Here is a 23,648-nt window from a genome sequence, read left to right on the forward strand (position 1 = left end):
ACCCGGCGGAAAGGCGCATTTTTTTGCAATCCGAGGTCTTGATCCCCGTCAGCGGGTAGCGTAAGACCGCCGCCACGGTTGGGGTGTAGCCAAGTGGTAAGGCAACGGTTTTTGGTACCGCGTACCGTAGGTTCGAATCCTACCACCCCAGCCAAGTTTCCCTAAGTCACGACACAATCCGCGTTTTCCGGGCCGCGAGCCCTGGTGCGCGTTTCAGGTCACTGCCCCCGCAGCGCCGGCAGATAGGTGCGCTCTTCGATGGGGGCGGCCTCGATGGCCTCCTGGATCATCTGTAGCAGGATCGCCTCGGCACGGTTCATCACCGCCTGCGGGTTCCAGACCAGATGCACGTCGATGGCGGGCAGCCCCTCATAGGGTGGCGTCTGCCAGAGCAGCCCGTCGATCACATCGCGCCGCGCCACATGCACGGGCAGCGGGCCGATGCCCAGCCCGGCGATGATCATCCGGCGCACCTCTTCGAGATTGCTCGACATGCCGGTGATCCGCATGCCCAGCCGCGATTGTGCCCGCATCAGCGCCACCGGTTTCAGCACATCCTCCAGCCGGTCGGTGTCGAAACTGACCGAGGGCAGCCCCTCGAGATCGGCGGGGGTGAGCCCCTCCTGGCCGAACAGCGGGTGATAGGGGCCGCAGAACAGGCCGAAGAACTCCCGGTAAAGCCGCCGGTATTCCAGCCGGGCATTGCGCGCGCGCACCAGGCAGATGGCAAAGGAGGCGCGCTTGGCCGAGACCTCGGCCAGCGCCTGGGCGCTGGAATGCACGTCGATCGACAGGCTGGCGCCGGGGTTCTGCGCGTGAAAGGCCGCCAGCACGCGATCAAAAAACGGGCAGACGACGTGACTGGCCACCGCGATCTTCACATGGCCGCGCACCTCGTCGGTCATCTCGCGCAGCAGCGTCGACAGCCGCAGGATGGAGCCGTTGATCTCCACCGCCTCGCGATAGAGCAGCCGGCCGGCATCGGTCAGTTCGTAGCGCCCGGGCTGCCGGTCGATGAGCTTTCGGCCCACGCGATCTTCCAGTCTTTTCAAGGCGGAAGAGACCGAAGGCTGCTTCAGCCGCAGCCGCGCAGCACCCTCGGTGATCGAGCGCGATTCCGCCAGAACCACGAAGGTGCGCAGCAGGTTCCAGTCAAGCTCGCGGGCGATGCGCTCGGGGTCGTAAGGATCGGGCGGCATAGATATCCTCAATAATGAAAATTCTCATTATCTATTTGATCAATGTGGCGCGCTTCCGAAGCATCGGCAACAGGAAACCCACGAGGAATCGCAGATGTCGGTCGAAGCCCGCGAGGCGCGCCAGCCCTGGATACTGCTGTCACCGGCGCTGACGGCGGTGGCGCTGCTCTTGATCGTGCCGCTGTGCTTCATCGTCGTCTACAGCTTCTGGCTGCGCACCGCGACCGGTGCGGATCAGCCGGGCTTTTTCCTCGACAACTGGGCCGAGGCGCTCACCGATCCGTTCTATCGCGACATTCTGATCAATACGCTGAAGATCGCCGCGATCACCACGCTGGTCTGCGCGCTGATGGGCTATCCATCGGCATATTTCATCGCAAGATCAAATGGTAACAAGGCGATCCTTCTGCTTCTTCTGATGCTGCCATTCTGGATCAGCTATATCATCCGCACGATGAGCTGGATCAATATCCTGGGGGTGTCCGGGGCGCTGAACAGCTTCCTGCTCTGGACCGGGATCATCTCGGAACCGCTTCAGATGCTCTACAATCAGGCCACGGTGATCCTCGGGCTGGTGCATTTCCTGCTGCCTTTCATGATCCTCAATATCTTCGTCAGCCTCGACGGCATCGACGTGACACTCGAGGATGCGGCCAATTCGCTGGGGGCGACGCGCTGGGAATCCTTCCTTCAGGTGACCCTGCCGCTGTCGCTGCCGGGGCTCGCCGCCGGCGGGCTGCTCTGCTTCGTGCTGGGGGCGGGCACCTATATCACGCCGCTGGTGCTGGGCGGGCCGCGCGACGCGATGTTCGCCAATCTCGTCTTCGAGGCGATCATCACCCAGCTCAACTGGCCGCTGGGTTCGGCGCTGAGCCTGATGCTGCTGGTGGTGCTGGGCCTCCTGGTGGCGATCTACAACCGCTATCTCGGCATGGCGCAGCTTATGAAGGGGCTGGGCTGATGGGCTGGTTTCTCATTCGCGGCTACGCGATCCTCGTCTATATCTTCATGTTCCTGCCCGTCGCCGTCGTTGTGCTGCTCAGCTTCAACGCCTCGCAGTTCGGCGCCTTTCCGATGACCGGCTTTTCCTTCCGCTGGTTCGTGGAACTGGCGCAGAACGAGGCGATCCTGCGCGCCTTCCGCACCTCGGTGATCCTCGGGCTGCTCACGGCGCTGATCTCGACCACGCTGGGTGTGCTGGCGAGCCTCGCGCTGGTGCGCTACCGGGTGCCGGGTGCCAATCTGGTCTCGACCCTGCTGATCGCGCCGATCCTCGTGCCCGAGGTGGTGCTGGCGGTGGCGCTGTTGCTCTTCCTCAACGTGCTGGGCGTCAACAAGAGCTTTGCGCTGCTGCTCTTCGGCCATGTCATTTTCACGCTGCCCTTCGTGATCCTCGTCGTGCAGGCGCGGCTGGTGGCGATCCGCCGCGATGTGGAGGAGGCGGCGATGAGCCTCGGCGCCAGCCCGATGCAGACCTTCTTTCAGATCACCCTGCCGCTGATGCTGCCGGCGGTGCTGGCGGGCGGGCTTTTCGCCTTCACCATCAGCTTCGACGACATCACCGGCACGCTGTTCTGGAAGCCCGGCGGGGTCGAGACCGTGCCGACCCAGATCTTCGCCATGCTGCGCAATTCCATCAGCCCCGAGATCAATGCGCTGGGCACGGTGATGATCGTCATGACCGTGGGTCTGCCGCTGCTCGGCGCCGCCATCGCAAGACAACTATCCAAGAAGAGCGGCTGACACCGCTCCGCCTGACCCGACAAGGAGAGAGTTTTGAAAAAAATCGACAATACAACCCGTTACGAGCGTCTTCGAGAGCGCTACATGAATGGCGATCTGGACCGGCGCGGCTTTCTGGGCCTGATCGGCGCGGCCGGTCTCGCCTATGGGGTGCAGACACCCTTTGCCCGCTATGCCAATGCCCAGACGGTCAGCCAGGTGCGGTTCGACGGCTGGGGCGGTGTGGTCTCGGAAGCCTTCCGGAAATACGCTTTCGACCCCTATACCGCCGATACCGGCATCGCGGTGGTCGATGGCACCTTCGGCGGCGGCGACGAATATCTGAGCCGCGTCAAGGCCAGCCAGCCGGGCGAATACAATATCGCGCATCTCTCGGGCGTCTTCGACTATGCGCGCTATCACAATCTCGGCCTCAGCTCCGAGCTGAACGAGGCGAATATCCCCAACCTGCAATATGTCATCCCCAAGCTGGTGGATGTGTTCCGCAAGGTCTCGGGCGGGGCGCTGTCCTGCGTGCCCTACGATTACGGCACCACGGGGCTGGCCTATAACCGCAAATATATCTCCGACGCGGAGATGCAGGAGAAGGGCGCCAAGATCCTCATCGACGCGGCCTATAAAGGCAAGATCGCCGGCTGGAGCGACTGGCGCACGCGGATCTGGTTCGCCTCGCTGCAAACCGGGCAGGATCCGAACGGGGCCACCGATATGGACGCCGTCTGGGACGCGATCCGCGCCCATCGCGATCTGTCGCTGAAATACTGGACCTCGGGCGCCGAGCTGATGTCGCTGCTGGCCGAGGAGGAGATCTATGTGACCGAGGGCTGGTCGGGCCGGATCTACGCGCTTCAGGAGCAGGGCCACGACATCGGCTATTACGATCCGCCCAACGGCTACGGCTGGCAGGAATGCCTCTTCGTGCTCAAGGGCTCGCCGATGGAGGCCTGCGAAGAGCTGCTGAACTTCATGCTGGCGCCGGAAACCTCCATCGCCGTGGCCGAAGGCCAGAACTATCCGCCGGCGCTCGACCCGAACAAGGTGGACCTGGGGGCCAAGATCCCGACGTTGCCGGCCTTCGACCCCAAAGGCACGCTCGAAGGGCTGACCTTTGCCGATCCGGCCTATTGGAACGGCCACGAGGCAGACTGGTCGAAGACCTTCGGCCGCGTCCAGAAAGGCTACTGACCCGCGCGCCCCGGGCTCTGCCCCGGGGCGTCCGCGCCGGACAGGCGGCCCCCGGGCCGGGGCCTGTCCGGCGTCACCGGCTCCGGTCGCCGACCGTTTCTTCATCTCAGGACATCCAGCCCATGAGCTCCGTCATCCTTCGCAACGTCGTGAAGCGCTTTCACAAATTCACCGCGGTGCACAAGACCAGCCTGGAGATCCCCGACGGCGCCTTTGTCACGCTGCTCGGCCCTTCGGGCTGTGGCAAGACCACCAATCTGCGCATGATCGCGGGGCTTCTGGACCCGAGCGAGGGCGAGATCCTGATCGGCGGCAAAGCGGTGAACAACGTGCCGATCCACAAGCGCAATCTGGGCATCGTGTTCCAGAACTACGCGCTGTTTCCGCACAAGACCGTGGCCGAGAACGTCGCCTTCGGGCTGAAATACCGCAACGTGCCGAAAGCCGAGATCGCGGGACGGGTGCAGAAGGCGCTGGATCTGGTGCAGCTTCCGCATGTGGGCGCGCGCTATCCCAAGGCGCTTTCGGGCGGGCAGCAGCAGCGCATCGCGCTGGCCCGTGCCATCGTGATCGAACCCGATGTGCTGCTGCTCGACGAACCGCTCTCGGCGCTCGACGCCAATCTGCGCGAGGATATGCGGGTCGAGCTGAAGCGCATTCAGGACCAGATCGGCGTCACCACCGTTTTCGTCACCCACGACCAGTCCGAGGCGTTGGCCATGTCCGACAGCATCGTGGTGATGAGCGCGGGCCGGGTCGAGCAGATGGGCTCTCCCGACGAGGTCTATAACAACCCGGCCAGCGAGTTCGTGGCGAATTTCCTCGGCGCCTCCAATATCCTGCCGGCGCAATGCAGCACGCGCGGCGCCGATGGCGCGGTGCTGGAGCTGGCGCCCTTCGGCAAGGTGCCGATCCCGGCGGAAAAGGCGCAGCGGCTGAGCGACGCGGGGCCGGCCAAGCTGGTGCTGCGCGCCGAGAAACTACAGGTGCTGCCGCAGGGCGCCGCGCCCGAGGGCGTCATCACCACCCCCGCCACCGTGGAAACGGTGGATTATCAGGGCCAGACCGTGCGGTATTTCCTGCGGCTGGGCGACCGTCAATTGCAGGCCATCAACATGATCGACGACAAACCGTTCGAGGAGGGCGCCGCCGTGCAGATCGGCTTTCGTCCGAAAGACTGCTCCGCGCTTCCCGGGGAGGCGGAATGAGCCACCTCTTCTATCAGGGGCACGGGCGCAAACCCGTGCTGGACCAGGCCCGCGGCGTCTATATGTGGGACACCGACGGCAAGCGCTATCTCGATGGCTCGTCCGGCGCGATGGTCTGCAATATCGGCCATTCCAATGCCAATGTGCTTGCCGCCATGCGCGAGCAGATGGACCGCGCGACCTTTGGCTACCGGCTGCATTTCGAGACCGAGGCGAGCGAGCGGCTGGCACGCAAGACCGTCGAGAAGATGCCCGAGGGGCTCGACAAGGTGTTCTTCGTCTCCGGCGGGTCGGAGGCGATCGAAAGCGCCATGAAGCTCGCCCGGCAATATGCCGTGGCCATCGGGCAGGGCAGCCGCTGGAAGGTCATTTCGCGCAGCCCCTCCTATCACGGCTGTACGCTCGGCGCGCTGGCGGTCACCGGCTATGCCTCGCTGACCGAGCCCTTCGCGCCGATGATGCGGGAAATGCCCAAGGTGCCCGCGCCGCGCGCCTATCTCGACGGGCTCGATCCCTCTGACCCCGCGACCGGGCACCATTACGCCGATCTTCTGGACGCGCAGATCATGCGCGAGGGGCCCGAATCCGTACTGGCCTTCATCCTCGAGCCGGTGGGCGGCGCCTCGACCGGCGCGCTGGTTCCGCCCGAGGGCTATATGGCGCGCATCCGCGAGATCTGCGACCGTCATGGCGTGCTGCTGATCATGGACGAGGTGATGACCGGGGCCGGGCGCACCGGGGCCTTTCTGGGCTGCGAACACTGGAACACACGGCCCGACATCGTGGTGATGTCCAAGGGGTTCGCCGCCGGCTATGCGCCTCTGGGCGGTATCGTGGCGCCCGACTGGATGGTGGCGCCGGTGCTGGACCAGGGCGGTTTCGCGCATGGCTTCACCTATGCGGGCAACCCGCTGGCCTGTGCCGCAGGCAGTGCCGTGCTGGACGAGATCGACCGTATGAACCTTGTGGAGAATGCCGCCGTCATGGGCGACAAGCTCAAGGCGCGGCTGCACGCGCTGGCGCAGCGCCACGAGATCATCGGCGATGTGCGCGGCAAGGGGCTGTTGCTGGCCTTCGAGTTCATGTCCGATCCGGTGACGAAAACACCGCTGCCGAAAGAGTGGCGCGCCTTCGACCGTTTTGTGCAGATCGCCTATGATAACGGGCTGATCGTCTATTCCCGCCGCACCCGCGACGGGATCGAGGGCGATCATATCCTTGTCTGTCCGCCGCTCATCGTGGAGGACACGCATCTGGACGAGATCGTCGAGGGGCTGGACCGGTCGCTGGGGCAGTTCCGGGCCGAGCTGCCGGCGCTCGGCAGGGTGTCGTGATGTCCAAGATCCTCATCACCTGTGCGCTGACCGGGTCGATTCACACGCCCTCCATGTCGCCTTACCTTCCGGTGACCGCCGAGGAGATCGCCGAACAGGGCGTGGCCGCCGCCGAGGCCGGCGCGGCCATCCTGCATCTGCACGCGCGCGATCCCGAAACCGGCCGGCCCTCGGCGGATCCGGCGCATTACGCCGCGTTCCTGCCTCGGCTGAAACAGGCCACCGGGGCGGTGCTCAACCTCACCACCGGCGGCAGCGCGGTGATGACGCTCGACGAGCGTCTGGCCGCGCCGCTGGCCGCCGCGCCGGAGATGTGCTCGCTCAACATGGGCAGCATGAATTTCGCGCTCTACCCGATGGCCGAGCGGATTTCCGAGTGGAAACACGATTGGGAACAGCCGTTCCTGGAAAACTCCGACGATCTGATCTTCAAGAACACGCCGCGCGACATTGCATATGTGCTGACCGAACTGGGCGTGAAGCGTGGCGCGAAATTCGAGTTCGAATGCTACGATGTCGGCCATCTCTACATGCTGCGGCATTTCATGGATCGCGGTCTGGTCGCGGGGCCGGTGTTCCTGCAATTCGTTTTCGGGGTGCTTGGCGGGATCGGGGCCGATCCGGAAAACCTCATGCATATGAAGCGGATCGCGGACAAGCTGTTTGGCGACGACTACCGGTTCTCGGTGCTGGCGGCGGGGCGTCACCAGATGCCGCTTGCCAGCATGGCGGCGGCGATGGGCGGCCATGTGCGCGTGGGGCTGGAAGACAGCCTGACGATCTCTCGGGGCAAGCTGGCGCGCTCGAACGCCGAACAGGTCGAGAAGGTGCGCCGCATCGTCGAGGAGCTTGGGCGCGAGCCCGCCACCCCGGACGAGGCCCGCGCGCTTCTGGGGCTCAAGGGCGCCGACCGGACGGCGATATGAGCATTCGTTTCCGACCGGCCGGCGAGGCCGATGTGCCGCGTCTCAATGCGGCGCTGGCGCGGCTGTCGGCGGATCTGGGCGACCGGCACAAGGCCAGCGACGCGGATCTGCGCCGGGCGGGGTTCGGCCCGCACCCGGTCTTTCGCGCGATGCTGGCGGAAGAGGCGGGTGCCGTGCTGGGCGTGTCGCTTTATTCGCCGAGCTTTTCCACCGCGCGCGGGCTCACCATTGCCTATGTCGCCGATCTCTGGGTCTCGGCAGAGCGGCGCGGCCAGCGGCTCGGGCCCCGGCTGCTGGCTGCGGTGGCGCGCGATGCCATGTCAACATGGGGCGCCAGAGCGTTGAAACTCAACGTTTATCATGAAAAGGCCGATGCGCGGCGCTTTTACGAGCGGCTGGGGTTCGTCCCGGCCACCCATCACACCGAGATGTATCTGGACGAGGCCGCGACAGCGGCCCTTGGAGCGAGCCAATGAAAGCGTTTTTCGATCCCCGGCAATGGAAGCATGCGCCCCGGCATTTCATGGCCAACGGCGCGCTGCTGCCCAACCCCGAAGAGCCGCGCCGGATCGACATTCTGACCGACGGCGCGCTTGCGGCGGGCTGTTCCTTCGAGACACCGGAGGATGCCGGGCTCGGCCCCATCGCGGCGCTGCACAGCGCGGAATACATCGCGTTCCTGCGCAACATCTATACGCGCTGGCGCCGGATCGACGGGGCCGGGGAGGAGGTGATCCCCAATATCCACCCCGCCAACCGCACCGATGGATACCCCAAATCCGCCGTCGGGCAGGCCGGGTTTCACCAGGCCGATACCGCCTGTCCCATCGCCGAACACACCTATGAGGCGGCCTATTGGTCGGCGCAGACGGCGATTGCCGGCGCCGATGCGCTGAGTGCCGGCGCCTCTCTGGCCTATACGCTGTCGCGCCCGCCGGGGCATCACGCCTTTGCGGATCTCGCGGGAGGGTTCTGTTTCTTCAACAATTCCGGCATCGCGGCGGAACGGCTTCGCGCGCGGGGGATGCGCCCGGCCATCGTCGATGTCGATGTGCATCACGGCAACGGGACGCAGGGGATCTTCTATGCGCGGGGCGATGTCCTGACCGTCTCGATCCACGCCGATCCGGCGCGGTTCTATCCGTTCTTCTGGGGGCATGCGCAGGAACGCGGCGAGGGCGCCGGGCTGGGCGCCAACCTCAACCTGCCGCTGGCCCGCGGCACCGGGGACGAAGACTATCTGCGCACGCTCGGCACCGCGCTGGAGCGGGTGGAGAGCTTTGGCGCCGATGTCATCGTTGTGGCGCTGGGGCTCGATGCCTCGATCGACGATCCGTTCAAGGGGCTCGCGGTCACGCAAGAGGGGTTCGCCCGGATCGGCGCGGCCTTTGCCGCGACCGGTCTGCCGGTGCTCTTCGTGCAGGAGGGCGGCTATGTGAGCGACACGCTGGGCGCCAATCTGACCGCTGTGCTCAAGGGCGCGCAGGCGGGCTAGCGATCCGGGTCGAGGCTGGCGAGCCAGCCATGCAGGGCGGCGATCTCCGTCGGCTCGAGGGCGAATTCCGGCATCTGGTCGAAACCGTGCAGCGCCCGTTTCAGCGTGCCCAGGGGCACGGCGCGGATGTCGGGCGCGCGGTCGTCGCCAGCGGCGTCTTCCATATGGCAGGCGCTGCACTGCTCGGCAAACAGCGTGGCGCCGTCCTGCGCCGAAGCGGCGGCGGGCAGAACACAGAACGCGAGGAACGGAAGGCGGATCATGATGACCTGTTCTAGCGCCTGTCCCGTGACAGCAGCGTGACGGGGGGGGCGCGGCGGATCGGCGCGGGGCAGGGGCCGGGCTAGCGGGCGATCTCGCGCAGCAGCCAGTCGCGGAAACGCTGCACATGCGGGCTGGTCCGGGCACGTTCGGGCAGGATCAGCGCGTAATGCTCGCCGGTGGCGAAGCGGCGCGGCGCGGCCAGCGCCAGCGCGCCGCGCTTGAGCGCCGGGCGCGCGACGATCTCGGGCATAATGCCCACGCCGAGCCCGGCGATGGCAGCATCCACGATCATGTCGAAATGATCGAAACGCGCGCCGCGCAGGATGCGGCGCGGGTCGGTGTCGGAGCCGCGGAACCAGTCGAGCCAAAGTGTCGGGCGGGTGGATTGCTGTAGCAGCGGCAGTTCCAGAAGCTCGGCATCGTCCAGCGCGGCGCGGCCCTGCAGCAGTGCCGGCGCGGCGACGATCACCAGCGTTTCGGGCAGGATCGGTTCGGCGCTGGCGCCGGGCATATCATGCCGGTTGCGCATAATGGCCAGATCGAAGGGTTCGCGCCCGAAATCCACCGGCAGCAGCCGCGCCGAAAGGTCGAGACTGATTTCCGGCGCCTCGCGGGCAAAGCGTGCGAGCCGCGGGATCAGCCAGATCCGTGCCAGGCTCGGCAGCACCGCCATGCGCAGCACCGCGTCGCGTCCGCCGAAGGCCATCACCCCCATCGCCGCGTCGTCGAGCCCGGCCAGCAGCCGCTCGGCGCGGTCCAGAAACGCATGGCCGGCCGGCGAAAGCACCAGCCGTTGCCGCACGCGGTTGAAGAGGGCAACGCCCAGCCGATCCTCGAGCGAGGCCAGCGAGCGCGAGATGGCGCTTTGCGTCAGCCCGAGGCTTTCCGCCGCCATCGTCGTGGTGCCGCGCCGGGCGCAGGCGGTGAAGGCTTCCAGCTCGGCGACCGAGGGCATATAGGGTTTGCGCATGGGCCGGGCTCCTCTGCGGCGGGCATGCGAATACTATGAGTTTTCCTCATTGGTTGCGCAAATTAAATCGTTTCCCTGCGGCCTCCGTCCGGCTTAGGGTGTCCGGCGAAACAGATAGGATAGAGACCCATGGCCGACGCCCCCGATCTTCGCCCCAAGGACCGCCCCGCGCTTGCCGCCTTCTCCTGGGAGGATCCCTTCCTGTTCGACGGGCAGCTTGAGGAAGACGAGCGCATGATCGCCGAAAGCGCCCGTGCCTTCGCGCAGGACAAGCTGCTGCCGCGCGTCGAACACGCCTATATGGAGGAAGAGACCGATCCGGCGATCTTTGCCGAGATGGGCGCGCAGGGGCTTCTGGGGGTCACGGTGCCCGAGCAATATGGCGGCATCGGCGCGGGCTATGTGAGCTACGGGCTTGTGGCGCGCGAGATCGAGCGGGTCGATAGCGGTTACCGCTCGATGATGTCGGTGCAATCGAGCCTCGTGATGTACCCGATCTATGCCTATGGCTCGGAAGCGCAGCGGATGAAATACCTGCCGAAACTGGCCTCGGGCGAATGGATCGGCTGTTTCGGCCTGACCGAACCGGACGCGGGCAGCGATCCGGCGGGCATGAAGACGCGCGCGGTGAAGACCGAGGGCGGCTATGTGCTCAAGGGTGCGAAGATGTGGATCTCGAACGCGCCCATCGCCGATGTCTTTGTGGTCTGGGCGAAATCCGAGGCGCATGGCGGCAAGATCCGCGGCTTCGTGCTGGAAAAGGGCATGAAGGGGCTCAGCGCGCCGAAGATCGGCGGCAAGCTGTCGCTGCGGGCGTCCATCACCGGCGAGATCGTGCTGGACGATGTCGAGGTGGGCGAAGACGCGCTGCTGCCCAATGTGGAGGGGCTGAAGGGGCCGTTCGGCTGTCTCAACCGGGCGCGCTATGGCATCGCCTGGGGCGTGATGGGCGCGGCGGAGGCCTGCTGGCATCAGGCGCGGCAATACGGGCTCGACCGCAAGCAGTTCGACAAGCCCATCGCCGGCACGCAGCTTTATCAGAAGAAGCTCGCCGATATGCAGACCGAGATCGCGCTGGGGCTTCAGGCCTGCCTGCGGGTCGGGCGGCTGATGGACAGCGCGCAGGCCGCGCCCGAGATGATCTCGCTCATCAAGCGCAACAATTGCGGCAAGGCGCTGGATGTGGCGCGGATGGCGCGCGACATGCATGGCGGCAACGGCATCCAGATCGAATACGGCGTGATGCGCCATGCGGCGAACCTCGAGACGGTGAACACCTATGAGGGCACCCATGACGTGCATGCGCTGATCCTGGGCCGGGCGCAGACCGGGATTCAGGCGTTTTTCTGACGCGGTTTTGAGGGGGGTGGGCAGATTGCCCACCCTACGGGCCGCGCCTCTTGGCGTGATTTTTTTGAGTATTTGGAGAAAGATGAAAGGGCTTTGGCGGTGCGCTGTCCGGCGCCGGGGTCAGGCGGCGTTTGCCGTGCCGAAGCGGTCGTAGAAGCCTTCTCCGTCTTCCGCCAGCTCGCGCAGCAGCGCGGGGCAGGCGAAGCGGGGGCCGTAGCGCGCTGCGAGCCGGTCGCAGCGTTCGGCGGCATAGGGCGTGCCCAGCATGTCGAGCCAGCCGAACGGGCCGCCCGACCAGGGCGCGAAGCCCCAGCCGAGGATCGCGGCCACGTCGCCCTCGCGGATGTCGGTGAGCACACCCTCCTCCAGTGCCCGCACCGCCTCCAGCACCTGCACGAAGAGCAGACGGTGCTGCACGTCCAGCAGATCGGGCTGTTCCTCTTCGGACGGGTAGCGTGCCGCGAGCCCGTCCCAGAGGCCCAGCCGCCTGCCGCTGTCGTCATAGGCATAGAACCCGGCCTTTGCCTTGCGGCCGAGCCGCCCGGCCTCCGCCATCTCGAAGATCACCGCATCCACCGCGCCGTCGGGATAGGCATCGCCCAAAGCCGCGCGGGTGGCCTGCGCGATCTTCACCCCCAGCTCGATCGAGGTTTCGTCGATGAGTTGCAGCGGCCCCAGCGGCATGCCCACCAGCTTCGCCGCGTTTTCGATGAGGGCCGGGGCGACGCCTTCGCCCAGCAGGCGGATGCCCTCGTTGATATAGGGGATGATGCAGCGGTTGGCGTAGAAGAAGCGGGCGTCGTTCACCACGATGGGGGTCTTGCGGATCTGGCGCACGAAATCCAGCGCCTTGGCGACCGCGCGCGGGCCGGTTTCGCGGCCCTTGATGATCTCGACGAGCGCCATTTTCTCGACCGGCGAGAAGAAATGGATGCCGATGAACTCCTCGGGGAAGGCCAGCGCCTCCGACAGATCCGAGACCGGCAGGGTGGAGGTGTTGGTGGCAAAGACCGTGTCGGGCGCGATATGCGCTTCGGCCTTGCGGGTGGCGGCGAATTTGACCTTCGGGTCCTCGAACACCGCCTCGACGATCAGGTCGCAGCCCGCGAGCCGCGCGTAATCCCCGGTGGCGGTGATGCGCGCCAGCGCCGCCTCTTTCTGCTCGGGCGTGGATTTGCGCCGGGCGATGCCCTTGTCGAAATAGGTTGCGGTATAGGCTTTGCCTTTCTCGGCGGCCTCTGCGCTCTGGTCGACCAGCACCACCTCGATCCCTGCACGGGCGGAGACCAGCGCGATGCCCGCGCCCATCATCCCCGCGCCGAGGATGCCCAGCTTTTTCACGCCGCTTTCGGGCAGGTCGGGGCGGTTGGCGCCCTTCTCCAGCGCCTGCTTGCTCTGGAACAGGGTGCGGATCATGGCGGCGGAAGAAGGGTTCAGCAACACGCTGGTGAACCAGCGCGCCTCGATTTTCAGCGCCGTGTCGAAAGGCACCAGCGCGCCCTCGTAGACGGCGCTCAGCATCGCCTTGGCGGCCGGGTAGACGCCCTTGGTCTTGCCCATGACCATGGCGTTGGCGCCGACGAAGGTCATGAAGCCCGAGGGGTGATAGGGCGCGCCGCCCGGCAGCTTGTAGCCTTTTTTATCCCAGGGTTTGACGAGATCGGCCTCGGCGGCGCTTTGCACCCAGGCGCGGGCGGCGGCGAGCGGGTCGTCGCAGACCTCGTCGATGAGCCCGGCGGCCCTGGCCTGTTGCGGGGTGCAGAGCTTGCCTTCCAGCAGGTAAGGCGCGGCGCCCATGGCGCCCAGCTTGCGCACCAGCCGTGTGGTGCCGCCGGCGCCTGGGAAGATGCCGACGAGGATCTCCGGCAGGCCGATCCTGGCCTTGGCGTTGTCGGCGGCAAAGATCCGGTGGCAGGCCAGCGGCAGCTCCAGCCCGATGCCGAGCGCGGTGCCGGGCAGGGCGGCGGCGATGGGTTTGCCGCCCCTGTTCTGCGCATCCATGCCAGCGCGTTCGATCTTGCGCAGCAGCGCGTGGATGCGGGTGAGCCCGTCGAAGATGCTCTGCGCGGGATCGTCGCCATCCTCGCGCATGGTTGCCAGCACGTTCAGATCCATCCCGCCCGCGAAGCTGCCGGGCTTGCCGCTGGTGATCACGATACCCTTGACGCGGGTGTCGGCGAGGGCGCTGTCGATCAGCGCCTCAAGGTCAAGAAACCCCTGCAGGCTCATGACATTCATGGATTTTCCCGGCGTGTCCCAGGAAATGACGGCGACCCCGTCGGCGCCGGTTTCGAGGCTGAAATCGCTCATGCCTCCTCTCCCGGATAGGGGCTGCCGTCGCGGCGGGAAAACGTGGCAGCGCCCTCCGCCACGTCTATTACGAGATCGACATCCGAGTAATGCGCCCGCTCCGGATCCCTCTTCGAGCCGACCACCAGAAAGCGCGCCTCGCTGTCGGTGCGGTTGACGAAGTGATGCCCGTCCGCCAGTCCGGCGGGAAAGGCGGCGCAGTCACCGGGGCCCATGGGCGTTTCGCCCGCATCGGTCACCAGCGTGCAGGTGCCGCTGAGGATCATGACGAATTCGTCCTCGCGCTCGTGCCAGTGACGCAGCGAAGAGAGCGCGCCGGGCGCCAGGATGACCTCGTTCACGCCGAACTGGGTGAGCCCGCCCGCCTGACCCAGCCGCAGCGAGGACCGGCCCGCCATCATCTCGGCATAGGGGGCGGGGTAGATCGACCCGGTGCGCGGCGTCAGCGCGGTCTTGTCGATGATCGGCATGTTCAAACCCTTTCGATAATCGTTGCGGCGCCCATGCCGCTTGCGACGCAAAGCGTGGCGAGCCCGGTGCCTTTGCCGCTGCGCTCCAGCTCGTCGAGCAGCGTGCCGAGGAGGATGGCTCCGGTGGCGCCCAGCGGGTGGCCCAAAGCGATGGCGCCGCCGTTGACGTTGACCTTGTCCGCGTCCACGTCGAAAGCCTGCAAAAACCGCAGCACCACCGCCGCGAAGGCTTCGTTCACTTCGAAAAGGTCGATGTCGGAGATCGCCATGCCGCTCTCGGCGAGGATCTTTTCGGTGACGGGCACGGGGCCGGTGAGCATCATCGTCGGATCGGTGCCGATCTTGGCGGTGGCGCGGATGCGGGCGCGGGGCGTCAACCCGTGGGCCTCGCCAAAGGCCTTGCTGCCGATCAGCAGCGCCGCCGCGCCATCCACGATGCCCGAGCTGTTGCCCGCGTGGTGGATATGGTCGATCCGTTCGAGATGCGGGTATTTCATCAATGCGAGCTGGTCGAAGCCGGGCATCACCTCGCCCATCTCCCGGAAGGCGGGGGACAGCGCGCCAAGGCTTTGCATGTCGGTGCCGGGGCGCATGTGTTCGTCGCGGTCGAGAAGGGTGAGCCCGTTCACGTCGCGGACCGGAATCACCGAGCGCGCAAAACGCCCCTCGTCCCAGGCGATGGCCGCGCGGCGCTGGCTTTCCACCGCCAGCGCGTCGGCCTCGTCGCGGGAAAAGCCGTATTCGGTGGCGATGAGATCGGCGGCGATGCCCTGCGGGATGAAATAGGTCTTCATGGCCAGGCTCGGGTCCACGGCGATCGCCGCCCCGTCGCTGCCCATGGCGACGCGCCCCATCATCTCGACCCCGCCCGCGATATAGCCCGCGCCCGCGCCGCCGCGGATCTGGTTCGCGGCGAGGTTCACCGCCTCCAGCCCCGAGGCGCAGAAGCGGTTGATGCTGAGGCCGGGAATGGCCTCGTCGAGCTCCGAGGCCAGCACGGCGGAGCGCGCCAGGCAGCCGCCCTGTTCGCCCACCTGCGTGGCGTTGCCCCAGATCACATCCTCGACCGCCGGGCCGGAGAGCCCGTTGCGCGCGGCCAGCGCGTCGAGCGTGAGGGCGGAGAGCCGCAGCGCGGTCACCTCCTGCAAGGCGCCGTCCTTGCGGCCCCGGCCGCGCGGGGTGCGGATCGCGTCGTAGATATAGGCCTCGGTCATCGGCGCCTCCTCAGGCCCGGTCGGCGGGCGAGCCGGGCATCAGATCGTAGGGGTGTTTCCAGCCGTCGAGGCTCTGGATATTGCCGAGCCAGCGGTCGATCCGCGGCCAGTCTTCGCGGGCAAAGCCGAAGGGTTCGGGGTAGAAAAGGTAACCGCAGCAGCAGAAATCGGCATTGCTGGGGCCGTCGCCCACCATCCAGTCGCGCCCGTCGAGATGGGCGTCGAGCACCTGATAGGCGGCCTTCAGCCGGCCCTGGGTGAAGGCGATGGCCTCGGCGGGGCGTTTCTCTTCGGGGAGGAAATTCATCAGGAACCGCGCCGTGCCCGCCTGGCTCGAAAGCTTGTGGTTGTCCCAGAACATCCAGCGCATCACCTCGCGCGCCTCCTCCGGCGTGGTGCCGCCGAAGCGGCCCGATTTCTCGCTGATATACATCTGGATGACGCCGGACTGGCTGAGCTTCAGATCGCCGTCCACCAGCACGGGCGCCTCGCCCATCTCGTTGATCTCGCTGCGATACTCCGGCGTGCGGGTCTCGCCGCCGAAGAAATTCACCTTCACCGGCGCCCAGTCTAGACCCGAGAGTTCCAGCGGCAGCGCCGCCTTGTAGGCGTTGCCGGATTCGCCAAAGCAATAGAGTTTCATGGTCATCGCGGGTCTCCCGTCGTTGTGTGGGCGGCACCGGAATGGTGCGTATTTTGAAAGAGAAGAAGCACAAGGGGGCAGGGGGAAAGTAACGCCCGGTTAACGATCTTCTGGTTGCATCGGGGGGCGGTACAGGCTGGCGAGCCGATGACCGCAAGAGGAGAAGCGCCGCCGCCCCGCCTGCGTTCCGCCTGGCGGTCGGGCCGGGCGGCGGCGTACCGGGAAGAAGGGCCGGCCGATTGCCGCCCGCGCTGCCTTTGAGGGTCCGATACGCGGTCTGCCCTTCTTCTCTTTCCAAATACGCGCATTCGGGTCTCTCCTCCCTTGCGGCGGCGGGGCAGGGGCGCCTGCCATGCCACCGGAACGCTCAGCGCTTGCGCGCCTCCAGCTCGGCATTGAAGAGCCGCAGCCGGTGCGCCAGCAGCTCGCCATCGGTGACGCTGTCGAAATGTTCGAAGAGAAAGGACAGCGCCTCGCCCTCGTCGAGCCCGGCCTCTGCGGAGAATTTCTTCAAGCCGCGATAGCCGTCTTCCGTCATCGCGACGGGAAAACGGCGGGTCAGGCGGAAGCGTTTGGGCATGTCGAAAATCTCTCCTCCGTAGGGTGGGCAATCCTGCCCACCGTCCGTCTCAGAACGCCTCCGCGTCAAGCGCCATCACCGGCGCGGCGCCGCTTTCGATGCGGGCCAGATGGGTGCGTGTGGCGGGCAATTGCCGTGCCATGTAGTAGCGGCCCGTCGCGATCTTGGCGGTGAAAAACCCCGCGTCGCCGCCGGCGTCCAGCGCGGATTGCGCCGCCAGGGCCATGCGGGTCCACATCAGGCCGAGGCAGACATGGCCGAAGAGATGCATGATATCATAGGCACCCGCCAGTACCGCGTTGGGATCTGCCGCGCCATGGCTCAGGCAAAAGCCGATGGCCGTGCGCAGATCCTCGGCTGCCGCCGCGAGCGGGGTCAGGAACTGCGCATCGAACGCCGCGTCCCGGCCCCGATGCTCGGCAAGCAGCGCGTCGATCATCGTCAGGAAGGCGGTGACCGCAGCGCCCTTGTCCGCGCCCAGCTTGCGGCCCACCAGATCCAGCGCCTGGATTCCGTTGGTGCCCTCGTAGATCGTGGTGACCCGGGCATCGCGCAGGAACTGCTCGAGCCCCGCGTCGCGGGTGAAGCCGGCACCGCCGAGGGTCTGCTGCGCCAGCAGCGTGGTCTCGACCCCCTTGTCGGTGAGAAAGCCCTTGATCACCGGGGTCAGCAACGAGATCAGCGCCTCCGCCGCGGCATCGCCGCCGCGATGCGCGCGGTCGATCAGCGTGGCGCCCCAGAGCACAAGCGCGCGGGCGCCCTCGACAAAGGATTTCTGGTCCATGAGATTGCGGCGCACATCCGGATGCACCAGGATCGGATCCGCCGGGCCCGCAGGGTTCCGGACCCCGGTCGCATCGCGCCCCTGCAGCCGCTCGCGGGCAAAAGCCAGCGCGGCCCCATAGGCCGCCGCGCCCTGCGCATAGCCTTGCAGCCCGACCGCCAGCCGCGCCTCGTTCATCATGGTGAACATGGCGCGCAGCCCGGCATGCGGGGGGCCGATCAGCTCTCCGATTGCGCCGTCGTATTGCATCATGCAGGTGGCGTTGCCGTGCAGGCCCATCTTGCGCTCCAGCCCGCCGCAGACCACCGCATTGCGCGCGCCGGGCGTGCCGTCGGCGTTGGGCAGGCGTTTCGGCACGATGAACAGCGAGAGGCCCTTGACCCCCTCGGGGCCGCCGGGGATGCGGGCCAGCACCAGATGCACGATGTTGTCCGTCAGATCGTGCTCGCCCGCCGAGATCCAGATCTTCTGGCCGGTGATCCGGTAGCGGCCGTCCGGCTGCGGGTCGGCCCGGGTGCGGATGAGCCCCAGATCCGTGCCGCATTGCGGCTCGGTCAGGTTCATGGTGCCGCCCCAGATCCCGCGCGCCAGCTTCGGCAGATAAAGCGCCTTCTGCGCCTCGGAGCCATGCGCGTGGATCGCGTTATACGCGCCATGCGCCAGGCCCAGATACATCTGAAAGGCCATATTGGCCGAGGAGAACAGTTCGCCCGCCGCGGTGGCGAGCACATAGGGCAGGCCCTGGCCGCCATAGGCCGGATCGCAGTCGAGCGCCGTCCAGCCGCCGTCGCGCATCGCGTCGAAGGCAGCCTTGAACCCCTCCGGCGTGCGCACCGCGCCGTTTTCGAGCCGGCAGCCCTCTTTGTCTCCTGCCGGGTTCAGCGGCGCCAGAACGGTCTCGGCCAGTTTCGCGGCTTCGCCAAGGATCGCGGCGGTGGTGTCGCGGTCCAGCTCTTCATATCCGGGGATCCCGGCCCGATCGACGTTCAGGACGTCGTGCAACACAAACATCAGATCCCCAACAGGGGCGGTGTAGCGCGGCATGGGCCTCCTCCTCGGTCCCGTGCCGGCTGATGCTCAGCCGGCCTTTTTCTGCTGCAGTTGCTCCAGCATCTTTTCGCCCCAGACCATCTGCTCCTGCAACTCGGCGATGGCCGAGTTCAGCTCGTCGCGCTGGGCGATCATCTCGGCGAGCCGCTGCTGGGCGACTTCGTAGGTGCGGGCGATCTGCGTCTGCTGCTGGTCGCCCATGTGGTAGAGATCCAGCAACTGCCGGATTTCCTCGAGGCTGAACCCGAAGCGCTTGCCGCGCAGGATCAGCTTGAGGCGGGCGCGGTCGCGCCGCGTGAAGAGCCGCTTCTGCCCTTCGCGGATCGGAAAGAGCAGTTCCTTCTGCTCGTAAAATCGCAGCGTCCGCGGTGTGACGTCGAACAGGTCGCACATCTCGCGGATCGTCATCAATCGGTCTTCGCTCATCGGTCTTGAAACCCTCACCTTGCGTTAAGATGCAGCGTGAGGTGCTCTTTCCCACCCAGTCTTACAATGGGAAATTTCGTTTACGTAACTCAGGCGCTACGTCACTTTTGGATTGACGTAACTTCCTTTCACGTCATGTGCCGATTGCGAAAACATTCTTTCAATGCGATATGTGTTTGCGCAACGCGGTTCGCGGCGTTTCCGGGGATTTTACCAAAGCGCTTCGAAAATAACAGGGGCGGGCGAATCGGATCACTCGCCGAGCGCCCTCGCGGTGTCGTCCCGAAGCGCTTTGAGTTCGGCCATCGCCTCTTCGAGCTGGCGGTGCTGCTCTGCCAGCTCGGCAAGTTGACGGTCGGCGATCTCGACCCAGGCGCGCATCTGCGCCTCGTTGCCTTCCTGGTCGCGGATCTCCAGCCATTGCCGGATGTCCTCGAGCTGGAAGCCGAACTTGCGGCCGCGCAGGATCAGCACCATGCGGGCCACCTCGCGAGGGCCGTAATACCGCGCACGGCCCTCGCGCTCGGGGGACAGCAGCTCGATATATTCGTAATAGCGCAGGGTACGCGGTGTGACCGCGAAGCGCTCGCACATTTCCTTGAAGCTGAGGCGGGTCTCGCTCATCCGCTCCTCCTTGGTTTCGGGCGGAACGTAGAGCGCGGCGTCAGGCAGGGCAATATGCGGGCAGCGGGCAGCCGCCATGCTCTTGCAGAGAGGCTCGGGGGTCCGCATAAAGGCCGCGACACGCAAGGAGACGCGCAATGAGCGCCGTAAAGACCCAGTTCGCCCGCGATTTCATCCAGCGCGTGCCGCAGGCGCGGGCGCTCGGGCTGGAAATGCTCGAGATCGGCGATGGGATCGCGGTGATCCGGATGCCCTATGATCCGGAGATCGTGGGCGACCCGGAAACCGGCGTGATCCATGGCGGCGCGGTCTCGACCCTGATGGACACCTGCGGCGGGGCGGCCTGCATGGCGCACCCGTCGAACCCCGGCGGCACCGCCACCATCAGCCTGCGCATCGACTATCTGCGCGCGGCCACGCCGGGGCAGGCGATCACCGCCCGGGCGGAATGTTATCATGTCACCCGGTCTGTGGCCTTCGTCCGCGCCACCGCGCATGACGACGACACCGAGAATCCGGTCGTCACCGCGACGGGCACCTTTACCGTGGAGCGCGCGCGATGAGCCGGCCGCAGCCCGAACCCATGCAGGTGGTCAAGCAGCGCCGCGACGCGGCGCTGGCGGCGCTGGCCGGCCGTGTGCCCTATATCCGCTTCATCAATATCAGCTTCGACCGGCGCGGCGACGAGCTGACCGGCGTGCTGAATTTCGACGAGAAGCTCATCGGCAATCCCGAGCTGCCGGCGCTGCACGGCGGCGTGACGGCGGCGTTCCTCGAGGTGACCTCGATCATCACCCTGAGCTGGACGGTGCTGTGGGAAGATGTCGAGACCGGCGCACTGACCCAGGAGGCGCTGGAAAAGGGCGCGCTGCCGCGGCTGCCCAAGACCATCGACTTCACCGTGGATTACCTGCGCTCAGGCCTGCCGCGCGATGCCTATGCGCGCGCCTACGTGACGCGCTCGGGGCGGCGCTATGCCAGCGTGCGTGCCGAGGCCTGGCAGGACAATCACGACCGTCCCATCGCGCAGGCGCATGCGCATTTTCTGATGCCGCGCAAAGATGTCTGAGCGCCGCGTCCCGCGCGCCCTGCGGCGGCGCTGAACCACGGGCCTGCTCATGCATCGCGACGACTCCGTTCCGCCCGTCACCCATGGCCGCGTGCTGAAGATCGCGGTGCCGATCCTGCTGTCGAACGTGACCATCCCGATTCTCGGTGCGGTCGATACCGGGGTGGTGGGGCAGATCCCGCAGCCCGAGCCCATCGCGGCGGTCGGCGTCGGGGCAATCGTGCTGTCGGCGATCTACTGGGTCTTCGGCTTTCTGCGCATGGGCACGGTGGGAATGGCGGCGCAGGCGGCGGGCGCGGGCGACCGCGCCGAGGTGTCCGCGCTGCTGACCCGGGCGCTGCTCATCGGCCTGGCGGGCGGGCTTGCGCTGATCCTGCTGCAACGGGCGATCTTTGCCGGGGCCTTCGCGGTCTCTCCGGCCTCGGCCGAGGTCGAGGCGCTGGCCCGCAGCTATATGCAGATCCGCATCTGGTCGGCACCCGCCGCCATCGCGATTTTCGGCATCACCGGCTGGCTCATCGCGCAGGAGCGCACGCGCGGTGTCTTTGTGCTGCAACTCTGGATGAACGGCATCAACGTGGGGCTGGACCTGTTCTTTGTGCTCGGGCTCGACTGGGGTGTCGAGGGGGTCGCGATTGCCACTTTCGTGGCCGAATGGTCGGGGCTCGCCATGGGGCTGTGGCTGTGCCGGGACACGTTCCGCGCCCCCGCGGCGCGGGACTGGGCGCGGATCCTCGACCGTGTCCGGTTGCGCCGCATGGCGCTGGTGAACACCGACATCCTGATCCGCTCGATGCTGCTTGAGGCGATTTTTGTCTCGTTCCTGCTGGTCGGCGGCAAGTTCGGCGATGTGACGCTTGCGGCCAATCAGGTGCTGCTCCAGTTCCTGATGATCACCGGCTACGCGCTGGACGGCTTCGCCTTTGCCGCCGAGGCGTTGGTGGGGCGGGCCTTTGGCGCGGGGCAGATCGCGCTGTTGCGGCGGGGGGCGCTGCTGACCAGCCTCTGGGCGGCGGCGGTGGCGCTGCTGATGGCGCTGGTCTTCGGCCTGTTCGGACCGGCCATCGTGGATGTCATGGCGACCGATCCCGAGGTGCAGGCCGAGGCGCGGGTCTATCTTCCCTGGATGGTGCTGGCGCCGCTGACCCAGCTTGCGCTGGTCATGTTCGACGGCATCTTCATCGGTGCGACCCGGTCGCGCGACATGCGCAACATGATGATCGTCGCGGCGGCGCTGTATTTCGCGACGCTGATGCTGCTGATCGGACCGATGGGCAATCACGGGCTTTGGCTGGCGCTTCAGATCTCCTTCGTGGCGCGCGGCCTGACGCTGGCGCTGCGCTACCCCGCGCTCGAGCGCGCGGCGGCGGGCGGCGGTCTTGCCGGAGGGGCGGTTTAGGCGCTTCCCGGCGCCTCGGGCCAGCCGTGACGGAGTTTCTTCCCCGAGAAGCCGGGGCAGGGCTGGTCAAGTGGCGGTGCAATGCACTAGAGAAGGGCCGTTGCGAGACGGAGAAGCGCGATGGACGATCTGGTCAATTCCTTCATGAACGGCCCCGACGAAAAGGGCCGCTTCGGTATCTATGGCGGGCGGTTCGTGTCCGAGACGCTGATGCCGCTGATCCTGGCGCTGGAGGAGGAATACGAGCACGCCAAGACCGACCAGAGCTTCTGGGACGAGATGGACGATCTCTGGAAGCACTATGTCGGCCGCCCCTCGCCGCTCTATTACGCGCAGCGCATGACCGAAGAGCTGGGCGGCGCCAAGATCTATCTCAAGCGCGACGAGCTGAACCACACCGGCGCGCATAAGATCAACAATGTGCTGGGGCAGATCATCCTGGCCCGCCGCATGGGCAAGACCCGCATCATCGCCGAGACCGGGGCCGGCCAGCACGGCGTGGCCACCGCCACCGTCTGCGCCAAGTTCGGGCTGAAATGCGTGGTCTATATGGGCGCGCATGATGTCGAACGTCAGCAGCCCAATGTCTTCCGCATGCGTCTTCTGGGCGCCGAGGTGGTGCCGGTGACCTCGGGTCGCGGCACGCTGAAGGACGCGATGAACGACGCGCTGCGCGACTGGGTGACCAATGTGCGCGACACGTTCTATTGCATCGGCACGGTGGCGGGTCCGCACCCGTATCCGGCGATGGTGCGCGACTTTCAGTCGATCATCGGCAAGGAAGTGCGCTGGCAGCTTGCCGAGCAGGAGGGCGAAGGCCGTCTTCCCGACACGGTGATCGCGGCCATCGGCGGCGGCTCCAACGCCATGGGGCTGTTCTATCCGTTCCTCGACGACCCTTCGGTGAAGATCATCGGCGTCGAGGCCGGCGGCAAGGGCGTGGACGAGAAGATGGAGCATTGCGCCTCGCTGACCGGCGGGCGCCCGGGCGTGCTGCACGGCAACCGGACCTATCTGTTGCAGGACGACGACGGGCAGATCCTCGAGGGCTATTCGATCTCGGCGGGGCTCGACTATCCGGGGATCGGGCCCGAGCACGCCTGGCTGCACGATACGGGCCGCGCGGAATACGTCTCGATCACCGACAAGGAGGCGCTGGAGGCGTTCCAGTTCTCCTGCCGCACCGAGGGGATCATCCCGGCGCTGGAGCCCTGCCACGCGCTGGGCCATGTGATGAAGCTGGCGCCGACGCTGCCCAAGGACCATATCCTCGTGATGAACATGTGCGGACGCGGCGACAAGGACATCTTCACCGTCGCCAAACATCTGGGGTTCGACATGAGCTGAGGCCCGGGGCAGGGCGCTTGCGCCCGTCTCGCCGATGACGATGACAGATCCGGGGCGG

The 23,648-nt window shown here is 66.4% G+C and carries 24 protein-coding genes and 1 tRNA gene; 14 read left to right on the forward strand and 11 right to left on the reverse strand.

What is annotated here, in order from left to right:
• The first annotated feature begins 79 nt into the window (after nucleotides 1–79).
• Nucleotides 80–154: transfer RNA gene (locus tag M4578_RS03190), tRNA-Gln, on the forward strand.
• 64 nt (nucleotides 155–218) lie between these two features.
• Here M4578_RS03190 and M4578_RS03195 read toward each other — a convergent pair.
• Nucleotides 219–1,199: a LysR family transcriptional regulator gene (locus M4578_RS03195; protein ID WP_258092001.1), complete on the reverse strand. Its 981-nt coding sequence runs from the start codon at nucleotides 1,197–1,199 to the stop codon at nucleotides 219–221.
• 94 nt (nucleotides 1,200–1,293) lie between these two features.
• On the opposite strand from M4578_RS03195, the gene M4578_RS03200 reads away from it, so the two are divergent.
• The 8 genes from M4578_RS03200 to M4578_RS03235 all read left to right on the forward strand — a co-directional run bounded on the left by M4578_RS03200 (nucleotide 1,294) and on the right by M4578_RS03235 (nucleotide 9,090).
• The gene (locus M4578_RS03200) at nucleotides 1,294–2,160 is read left to right on the forward strand and encodes an ABC transporter permease (RefSeq protein ID WP_258092002.1); all 867 of its coding nucleotides are present in this window, start codon (nucleotides 1,294–1,296) and stop codon (nucleotides 2,158–2,160) included.
• On the forward strand, nucleotides 2,160–2,942 hold the full coding sequence (locus tag M4578_RS03205) for an ABC transporter permease (protein ID WP_258092003.1): 783 nt from the start codon (nucleotides 2,160–2,162) through the stop codon (nucleotides 2,940–2,942). The genes M4578_RS03200 and M4578_RS03205 overlap by 1 nt, the downstream gene beginning before the upstream one ends.
• 42 nt (nucleotides 2,943–2,984) lie before the next feature.
• Nucleotides 2,985–4,127 (forward strand): extracellular solute-binding protein, encoded by a 1,143-nt coding sequence (locus M4578_RS03210; protein ID WP_338054499.1) that lies wholly within the window; start codon nucleotides 2,985–2,987, stop codon nucleotides 4,125–4,127.
• A 122-nt stretch (nucleotides 4,128–4,249) separates the two neighbouring features.
• On the forward strand, nucleotides 4,250–5,335 hold the full coding sequence (locus tag M4578_RS03215; RefSeq protein WP_258092005.1) for an ABC transporter ATP-binding protein: 1,086 nt from the start codon (nucleotides 4,250–4,252) through the stop codon (nucleotides 5,333–5,335).
• On the forward strand, nucleotides 5,332–6,669 hold the full coding sequence (locus tag M4578_RS03220) for an aminotransferase family protein (RefSeq protein ID WP_258092006.1): 1,338 nt from the start codon (nucleotides 5,332–5,334) through the stop codon (nucleotides 6,667–6,669). Before M4578_RS03215 ends, M4578_RS03220 begins: the two co-directional genes overlap by 4 nt.
• Nucleotides 6,669–7,595: a 3,5-dioxohexanoate:acetyl-CoA acetone transferase gene (gene kce / locus M4578_RS03225; protein ID WP_258092007.1), complete on the forward strand. Its 927-nt coding sequence runs from the start codon at nucleotides 6,669–6,671 to the stop codon at nucleotides 7,593–7,595. The genes M4578_RS03220 and kce overlap by 1 nt, the downstream gene beginning before the upstream one ends.
• Nucleotides 7,592–8,071 (forward strand): GNAT family N-acetyltransferase, encoded by a 480-nt coding sequence (locus tag M4578_RS03230; protein WP_258092008.1) that lies wholly within the window; start codon nucleotides 7,592–7,594, stop codon nucleotides 8,069–8,071. The genes kce and M4578_RS03230 overlap by 4 nt, the downstream gene beginning before the upstream one ends.
• Nucleotides 8,068–9,090, forward strand: coding sequence for a histone deacetylase family protein (locus M4578_RS03235; protein WP_258092009.1), 1,023 nt, complete (start codon nucleotides 8,068–8,070; stop codon nucleotides 9,088–9,090). Before M4578_RS03230 ends, M4578_RS03235 begins: the two co-directional genes overlap by 4 nt.
• On the opposite strand, the gene M4578_RS03240 is transcribed toward M4578_RS03235, so the two are convergent.
• Both M4578_RS03240 and M4578_RS03245 read right to left on the reverse strand, forming a co-directional pair.
• Nucleotides 9,087–9,353 (reverse strand): c-type cytochrome, encoded by a 267-nt coding sequence (locus tag M4578_RS03240; RefSeq protein WP_258092010.1) that lies wholly within the window; start codon nucleotides 9,351–9,353, stop codon nucleotides 9,087–9,089. The two genes, M4578_RS03235 and M4578_RS03240, sit on opposite strands and share 4 nt — an antisense overlap.
• Before the next feature lie 80 nt (nucleotides 9,354–9,433).
• Nucleotides 9,434–10,324: a LysR substrate-binding domain-containing protein gene (locus M4578_RS03245; RefSeq protein ID WP_258092011.1), complete on the reverse strand. Its 891-nt coding sequence runs from the start codon at nucleotides 10,322–10,324 to the stop codon at nucleotides 9,434–9,436.
• A gap of 129 nt (nucleotides 10,325–10,453) precedes the next feature.
• Between M4578_RS03245 and M4578_RS03250 the strand changes: the two genes are divergently transcribed.
• The gene (locus M4578_RS03250) at nucleotides 10,454–11,674 is read left to right on the forward strand and encodes an acyl-CoA dehydrogenase (protein ID WP_258092012.1); all 1,221 of its coding nucleotides are present in this window, start codon (nucleotides 10,454–10,456) and stop codon (nucleotides 11,672–11,674) included.
• A gap of 120 nt (nucleotides 11,675–11,794) precedes the next feature.
• Here the strand turns inward: M4578_RS03250 and M4578_RS03255 are convergent, their stop codons facing one another.
• The 8 genes from M4578_RS03255 to M4578_RS03290 all read right to left on the reverse strand — a co-directional run bounded on the left by M4578_RS03255 (nucleotide 11,795) and on the right by M4578_RS03290 (nucleotide 19,775).
• Nucleotides 11,795–13,984 (reverse strand): 3-hydroxyacyl-CoA dehydrogenase NAD-binding domain-containing protein, encoded by a 2,190-nt coding sequence (locus M4578_RS03255; protein ID WP_258092013.1) that lies wholly within the window; start codon nucleotides 13,982–13,984, stop codon nucleotides 11,795–11,797.
• Nucleotides 13,981–14,454, reverse strand: coding sequence for a cupin domain-containing protein (locus tag M4578_RS03260; RefSeq protein ID WP_258092014.1), 474 nt, complete (start codon nucleotides 14,452–14,454; stop codon nucleotides 13,981–13,983). The genes M4578_RS03255 and M4578_RS03260 overlap by 4 nt, the downstream gene beginning before the upstream one ends.
• Nucleotides 14,455–14,456: 2 nt before the next feature.
• Nucleotides 14,457–15,668 (reverse strand): acetyl-CoA C-acetyltransferase, encoded by a 1,212-nt coding sequence (locus M4578_RS03265; RefSeq protein ID WP_258092015.1) that lies wholly within the window; start codon nucleotides 15,666–15,668, stop codon nucleotides 14,457–14,459.
• A 10-nt stretch (nucleotides 15,669–15,678) separates the two neighbouring features.
• Complete coding sequence (locus M4578_RS03270) at nucleotides 15,679–16,317, reverse strand: glutathione S-transferase family protein (protein ID WP_258092016.1); 639 nt, start codon at nucleotides 16,315–16,317, stop codon at nucleotides 15,679–15,681.
• Between the two features lie 361 nt (nucleotides 16,318–16,678).
• On the reverse strand, nucleotides 16,679–16,891 hold the full coding sequence (locus M4578_RS03275) for a hypothetical protein (protein ID WP_258092017.1): 213 nt from the start codon (nucleotides 16,889–16,891) through the stop codon (nucleotides 16,679–16,681).
• Between the two features lie 49 nt (nucleotides 16,892–16,940).
• The gene (locus tag M4578_RS03280) at nucleotides 16,941–18,719 is read right to left on the reverse strand and encodes an acyl-CoA dehydrogenase C-terminal domain-containing protein (RefSeq protein WP_258092018.1); all 1,779 of its coding nucleotides are present in this window, start codon (nucleotides 18,717–18,719) and stop codon (nucleotides 16,941–16,943) included.
• Nucleotides 18,720–18,752: 33 nt separating this feature from the next.
• A complete protein-coding gene (locus M4578_RS03285; protein ID WP_258092019.1) occupies nucleotides 18,753–19,151 on the reverse strand; it encodes a MerR family transcriptional regulator in 399 nt (132 codons plus the stop codon).
• A 252-nt stretch (nucleotides 19,152–19,403) separates the two neighbouring features.
• Complete coding sequence (locus tag M4578_RS03290; protein WP_258092020.1) at nucleotides 19,404–19,775, reverse strand: MerR family transcriptional regulator; 372 nt, start codon at nucleotides 19,773–19,775, stop codon at nucleotides 19,404–19,406.
• A 137-nt stretch (nucleotides 19,776–19,912) separates the two neighbouring features.
• Here M4578_RS03290 and M4578_RS03295 point away from each other — a divergent pair, with 137 nt between their 5' ends.
• The 4 genes from M4578_RS03295 (at nucleotide 19,913) to trpB (ending at nucleotide 23,590) form a co-directional block, all read left to right on the forward strand.
• A complete protein-coding gene (locus M4578_RS03295; protein ID WP_258092021.1) occupies nucleotides 19,913–20,338 on the forward strand; it encodes a PaaI family thioesterase in 426 nt (141 codons plus the stop codon).
• Nucleotides 20,335–20,844 carry a PaaI family thioesterase gene (locus M4578_RS03300; RefSeq protein WP_258092022.1) on the forward strand — a complete coding sequence of 170 codons (510 nt, stop codon included), beginning with the start codon at nucleotides 20,335–20,337 and terminating at the stop codon, nucleotides 20,842–20,844. The genes M4578_RS03295 and M4578_RS03300 overlap by 4 nt, the downstream gene beginning before the upstream one ends.
• Before the next feature lie 49 nt (nucleotides 20,845–20,893).
• Entirely contained in the window at nucleotides 20,894–22,243 is a 1,350-nt protein-coding gene (locus tag M4578_RS03305; protein ID WP_258092023.1) for an MATE family efflux transporter, read from the forward strand.
• Between the two features lie 120 nt (nucleotides 22,244–22,363).
• A complete protein-coding gene (trpB, locus tag M4578_RS03310; RefSeq protein WP_258092024.1) occupies nucleotides 22,364–23,590 on the forward strand; it encodes a tryptophan synthase subunit beta in 1,227 nt (408 codons plus the stop codon).
• The last annotated feature ends 58 nt before the right edge of the window (nucleotides 23,591–23,648 follow it).

The sequence above is a fragment of the Salipiger pentaromativorans genome, assembly GCF_024721115.1.
Classification (GTDB): domain Bacteria; phylum Pseudomonadota; class Alphaproteobacteria; order Rhodobacterales; family Rhodobacteraceae; genus Salipiger; species Salipiger pentaromativorans.

Excerpts from the sequence above, each read along its gene's own strand:
- M4578_RS03195 (WP_258092001.1), bottom strand. The coding sequence starts at position 1,199 with ATGCCGCCCGATCCTTACGACCCCGAGCGCATCGCCCGCGAGCTTGAC.
- M4578_RS03200 (WP_258092002.1), top strand. The coding sequence starts at position 1,294 with ATGTCGGTCGAAGCCCGCGAGGCGCGCCAGCCCTGGATACTGCTGTCA.
- M4578_RS03205 (WP_258092003.1), top strand. The coding sequence starts at position 2,160 with ATGGGCTGGTTTCTCATTCGCGGCTACGCGATCCTCGTCTATATCTTC.
- M4578_RS03215 (WP_258092005.1), top strand. The coding sequence starts at position 4,250 with ATGAGCTCCGTCATCCTTCGCAACGTCGTGAAGCGCTTTCACAAATTC.
- M4578_RS03220 (WP_258092006.1), top strand. The coding sequence starts at position 5,332 with ATGAGCCACCTCTTCTATCAGGGGCACGGGCGCAAACCCGTGCTGGAC.
- kce (WP_258092007.1), top strand. The coding sequence starts at position 6,669 with ATGTCCAAGATCCTCATCACCTGTGCGCTGACCGGGTCGATTCACACG.
- M4578_RS03230 (WP_258092008.1), top strand. The coding sequence starts at position 7,592 with ATGAGCATTCGTTTCCGACCGGCCGGCGAGGCCGATGTGCCGCGTCTC.
- M4578_RS03235 (WP_258092009.1), top strand. The coding sequence starts at position 8,068 with ATGAAAGCGTTTTTCGATCCCCGGCAATGGAAGCATGCGCCCCGGCAT.
- M4578_RS03240 (WP_258092010.1), bottom strand. The coding sequence starts at position 9,353 with ATGATCCGCCTTCCGTTCCTCGCGTTCTGTGTTCTGCCCGCCGCCGCT.
- M4578_RS03245 (WP_258092011.1), bottom strand. The coding sequence starts at position 10,324 with ATGCGCAAACCCTATATGCCCTCGGTCGCCGAGCTGGAAGCCTTCACC.
- M4578_RS03250 (WP_258092012.1), top strand. The coding sequence starts at position 10,454 with ATGGCCGACGCCCCCGATCTTCGCCCCAAGGACCGCCCCGCGCTTGCC.
- M4578_RS03255 (WP_258092013.1), bottom strand. The coding sequence starts at position 13,984 with ATGAGCGATTTCAGCCTCGAAACCGGCGCCGACGGGGTCGCCGTCATT.
- M4578_RS03260 (WP_258092014.1), bottom strand. The coding sequence starts at position 14,454 with ATGCCGATCATCGACAAGACCGCGCTGACGCCGCGCACCGGGTCGATC.
- M4578_RS03265 (WP_258092015.1), bottom strand. The coding sequence starts at position 15,668 with ATGACCGAGGCCTATATCTACGACGCGATCCGCACCCCGCGCGGCCGG.
- M4578_RS03270 (WP_258092016.1), bottom strand. The coding sequence starts at position 16,317 with ATGACCATGAAACTCTATTGCTTTGGCGAATCCGGCAACGCCTACAAG.
- M4578_RS03275 (WP_258092017.1), bottom strand. The coding sequence starts at position 16,891 with ATGCCCAAACGCTTCCGCCTGACCCGCCGTTTTCCCGTCGCGATGACG.
- M4578_RS03280 (WP_258092018.1), bottom strand. The coding sequence starts at position 18,719 with ATGCCGCGCTACACCGCCCCTGTTGGGGATCTGATGTTTGTGTTGCAC.
- M4578_RS03285 (WP_258092019.1), bottom strand. The coding sequence starts at position 19,151 with ATGAGCGAAGACCGATTGATGACGATCCGCGAGATGTGCGACCTGTTC.
- M4578_RS03290 (WP_258092020.1), bottom strand. The coding sequence starts at position 19,775 with ATGAGCGAGACCCGCCTCAGCTTCAAGGAAATGTGCGAGCGCTTCGCG.
- M4578_RS03295 (WP_258092021.1), top strand. The coding sequence starts at position 19,913 with ATGAGCGCCGTAAAGACCCAGTTCGCCCGCGATTTCATCCAGCGCGTG.
- M4578_RS03300 (WP_258092022.1), top strand. The coding sequence starts at position 20,335 with ATGAGCCGGCCGCAGCCCGAACCCATGCAGGTGGTCAAGCAGCGCCGC.
- M4578_RS03305 (WP_258092023.1), top strand. The coding sequence starts at position 20,894 with ATGCATCGCGACGACTCCGTTCCGCCCGTCACCCATGGCCGCGTGCTG.
- trpB (WP_258092024.1), top strand. The coding sequence starts at position 22,364 with ATGGACGATCTGGTCAATTCCTTCATGAACGGCCCCGACGAAAAGGGC.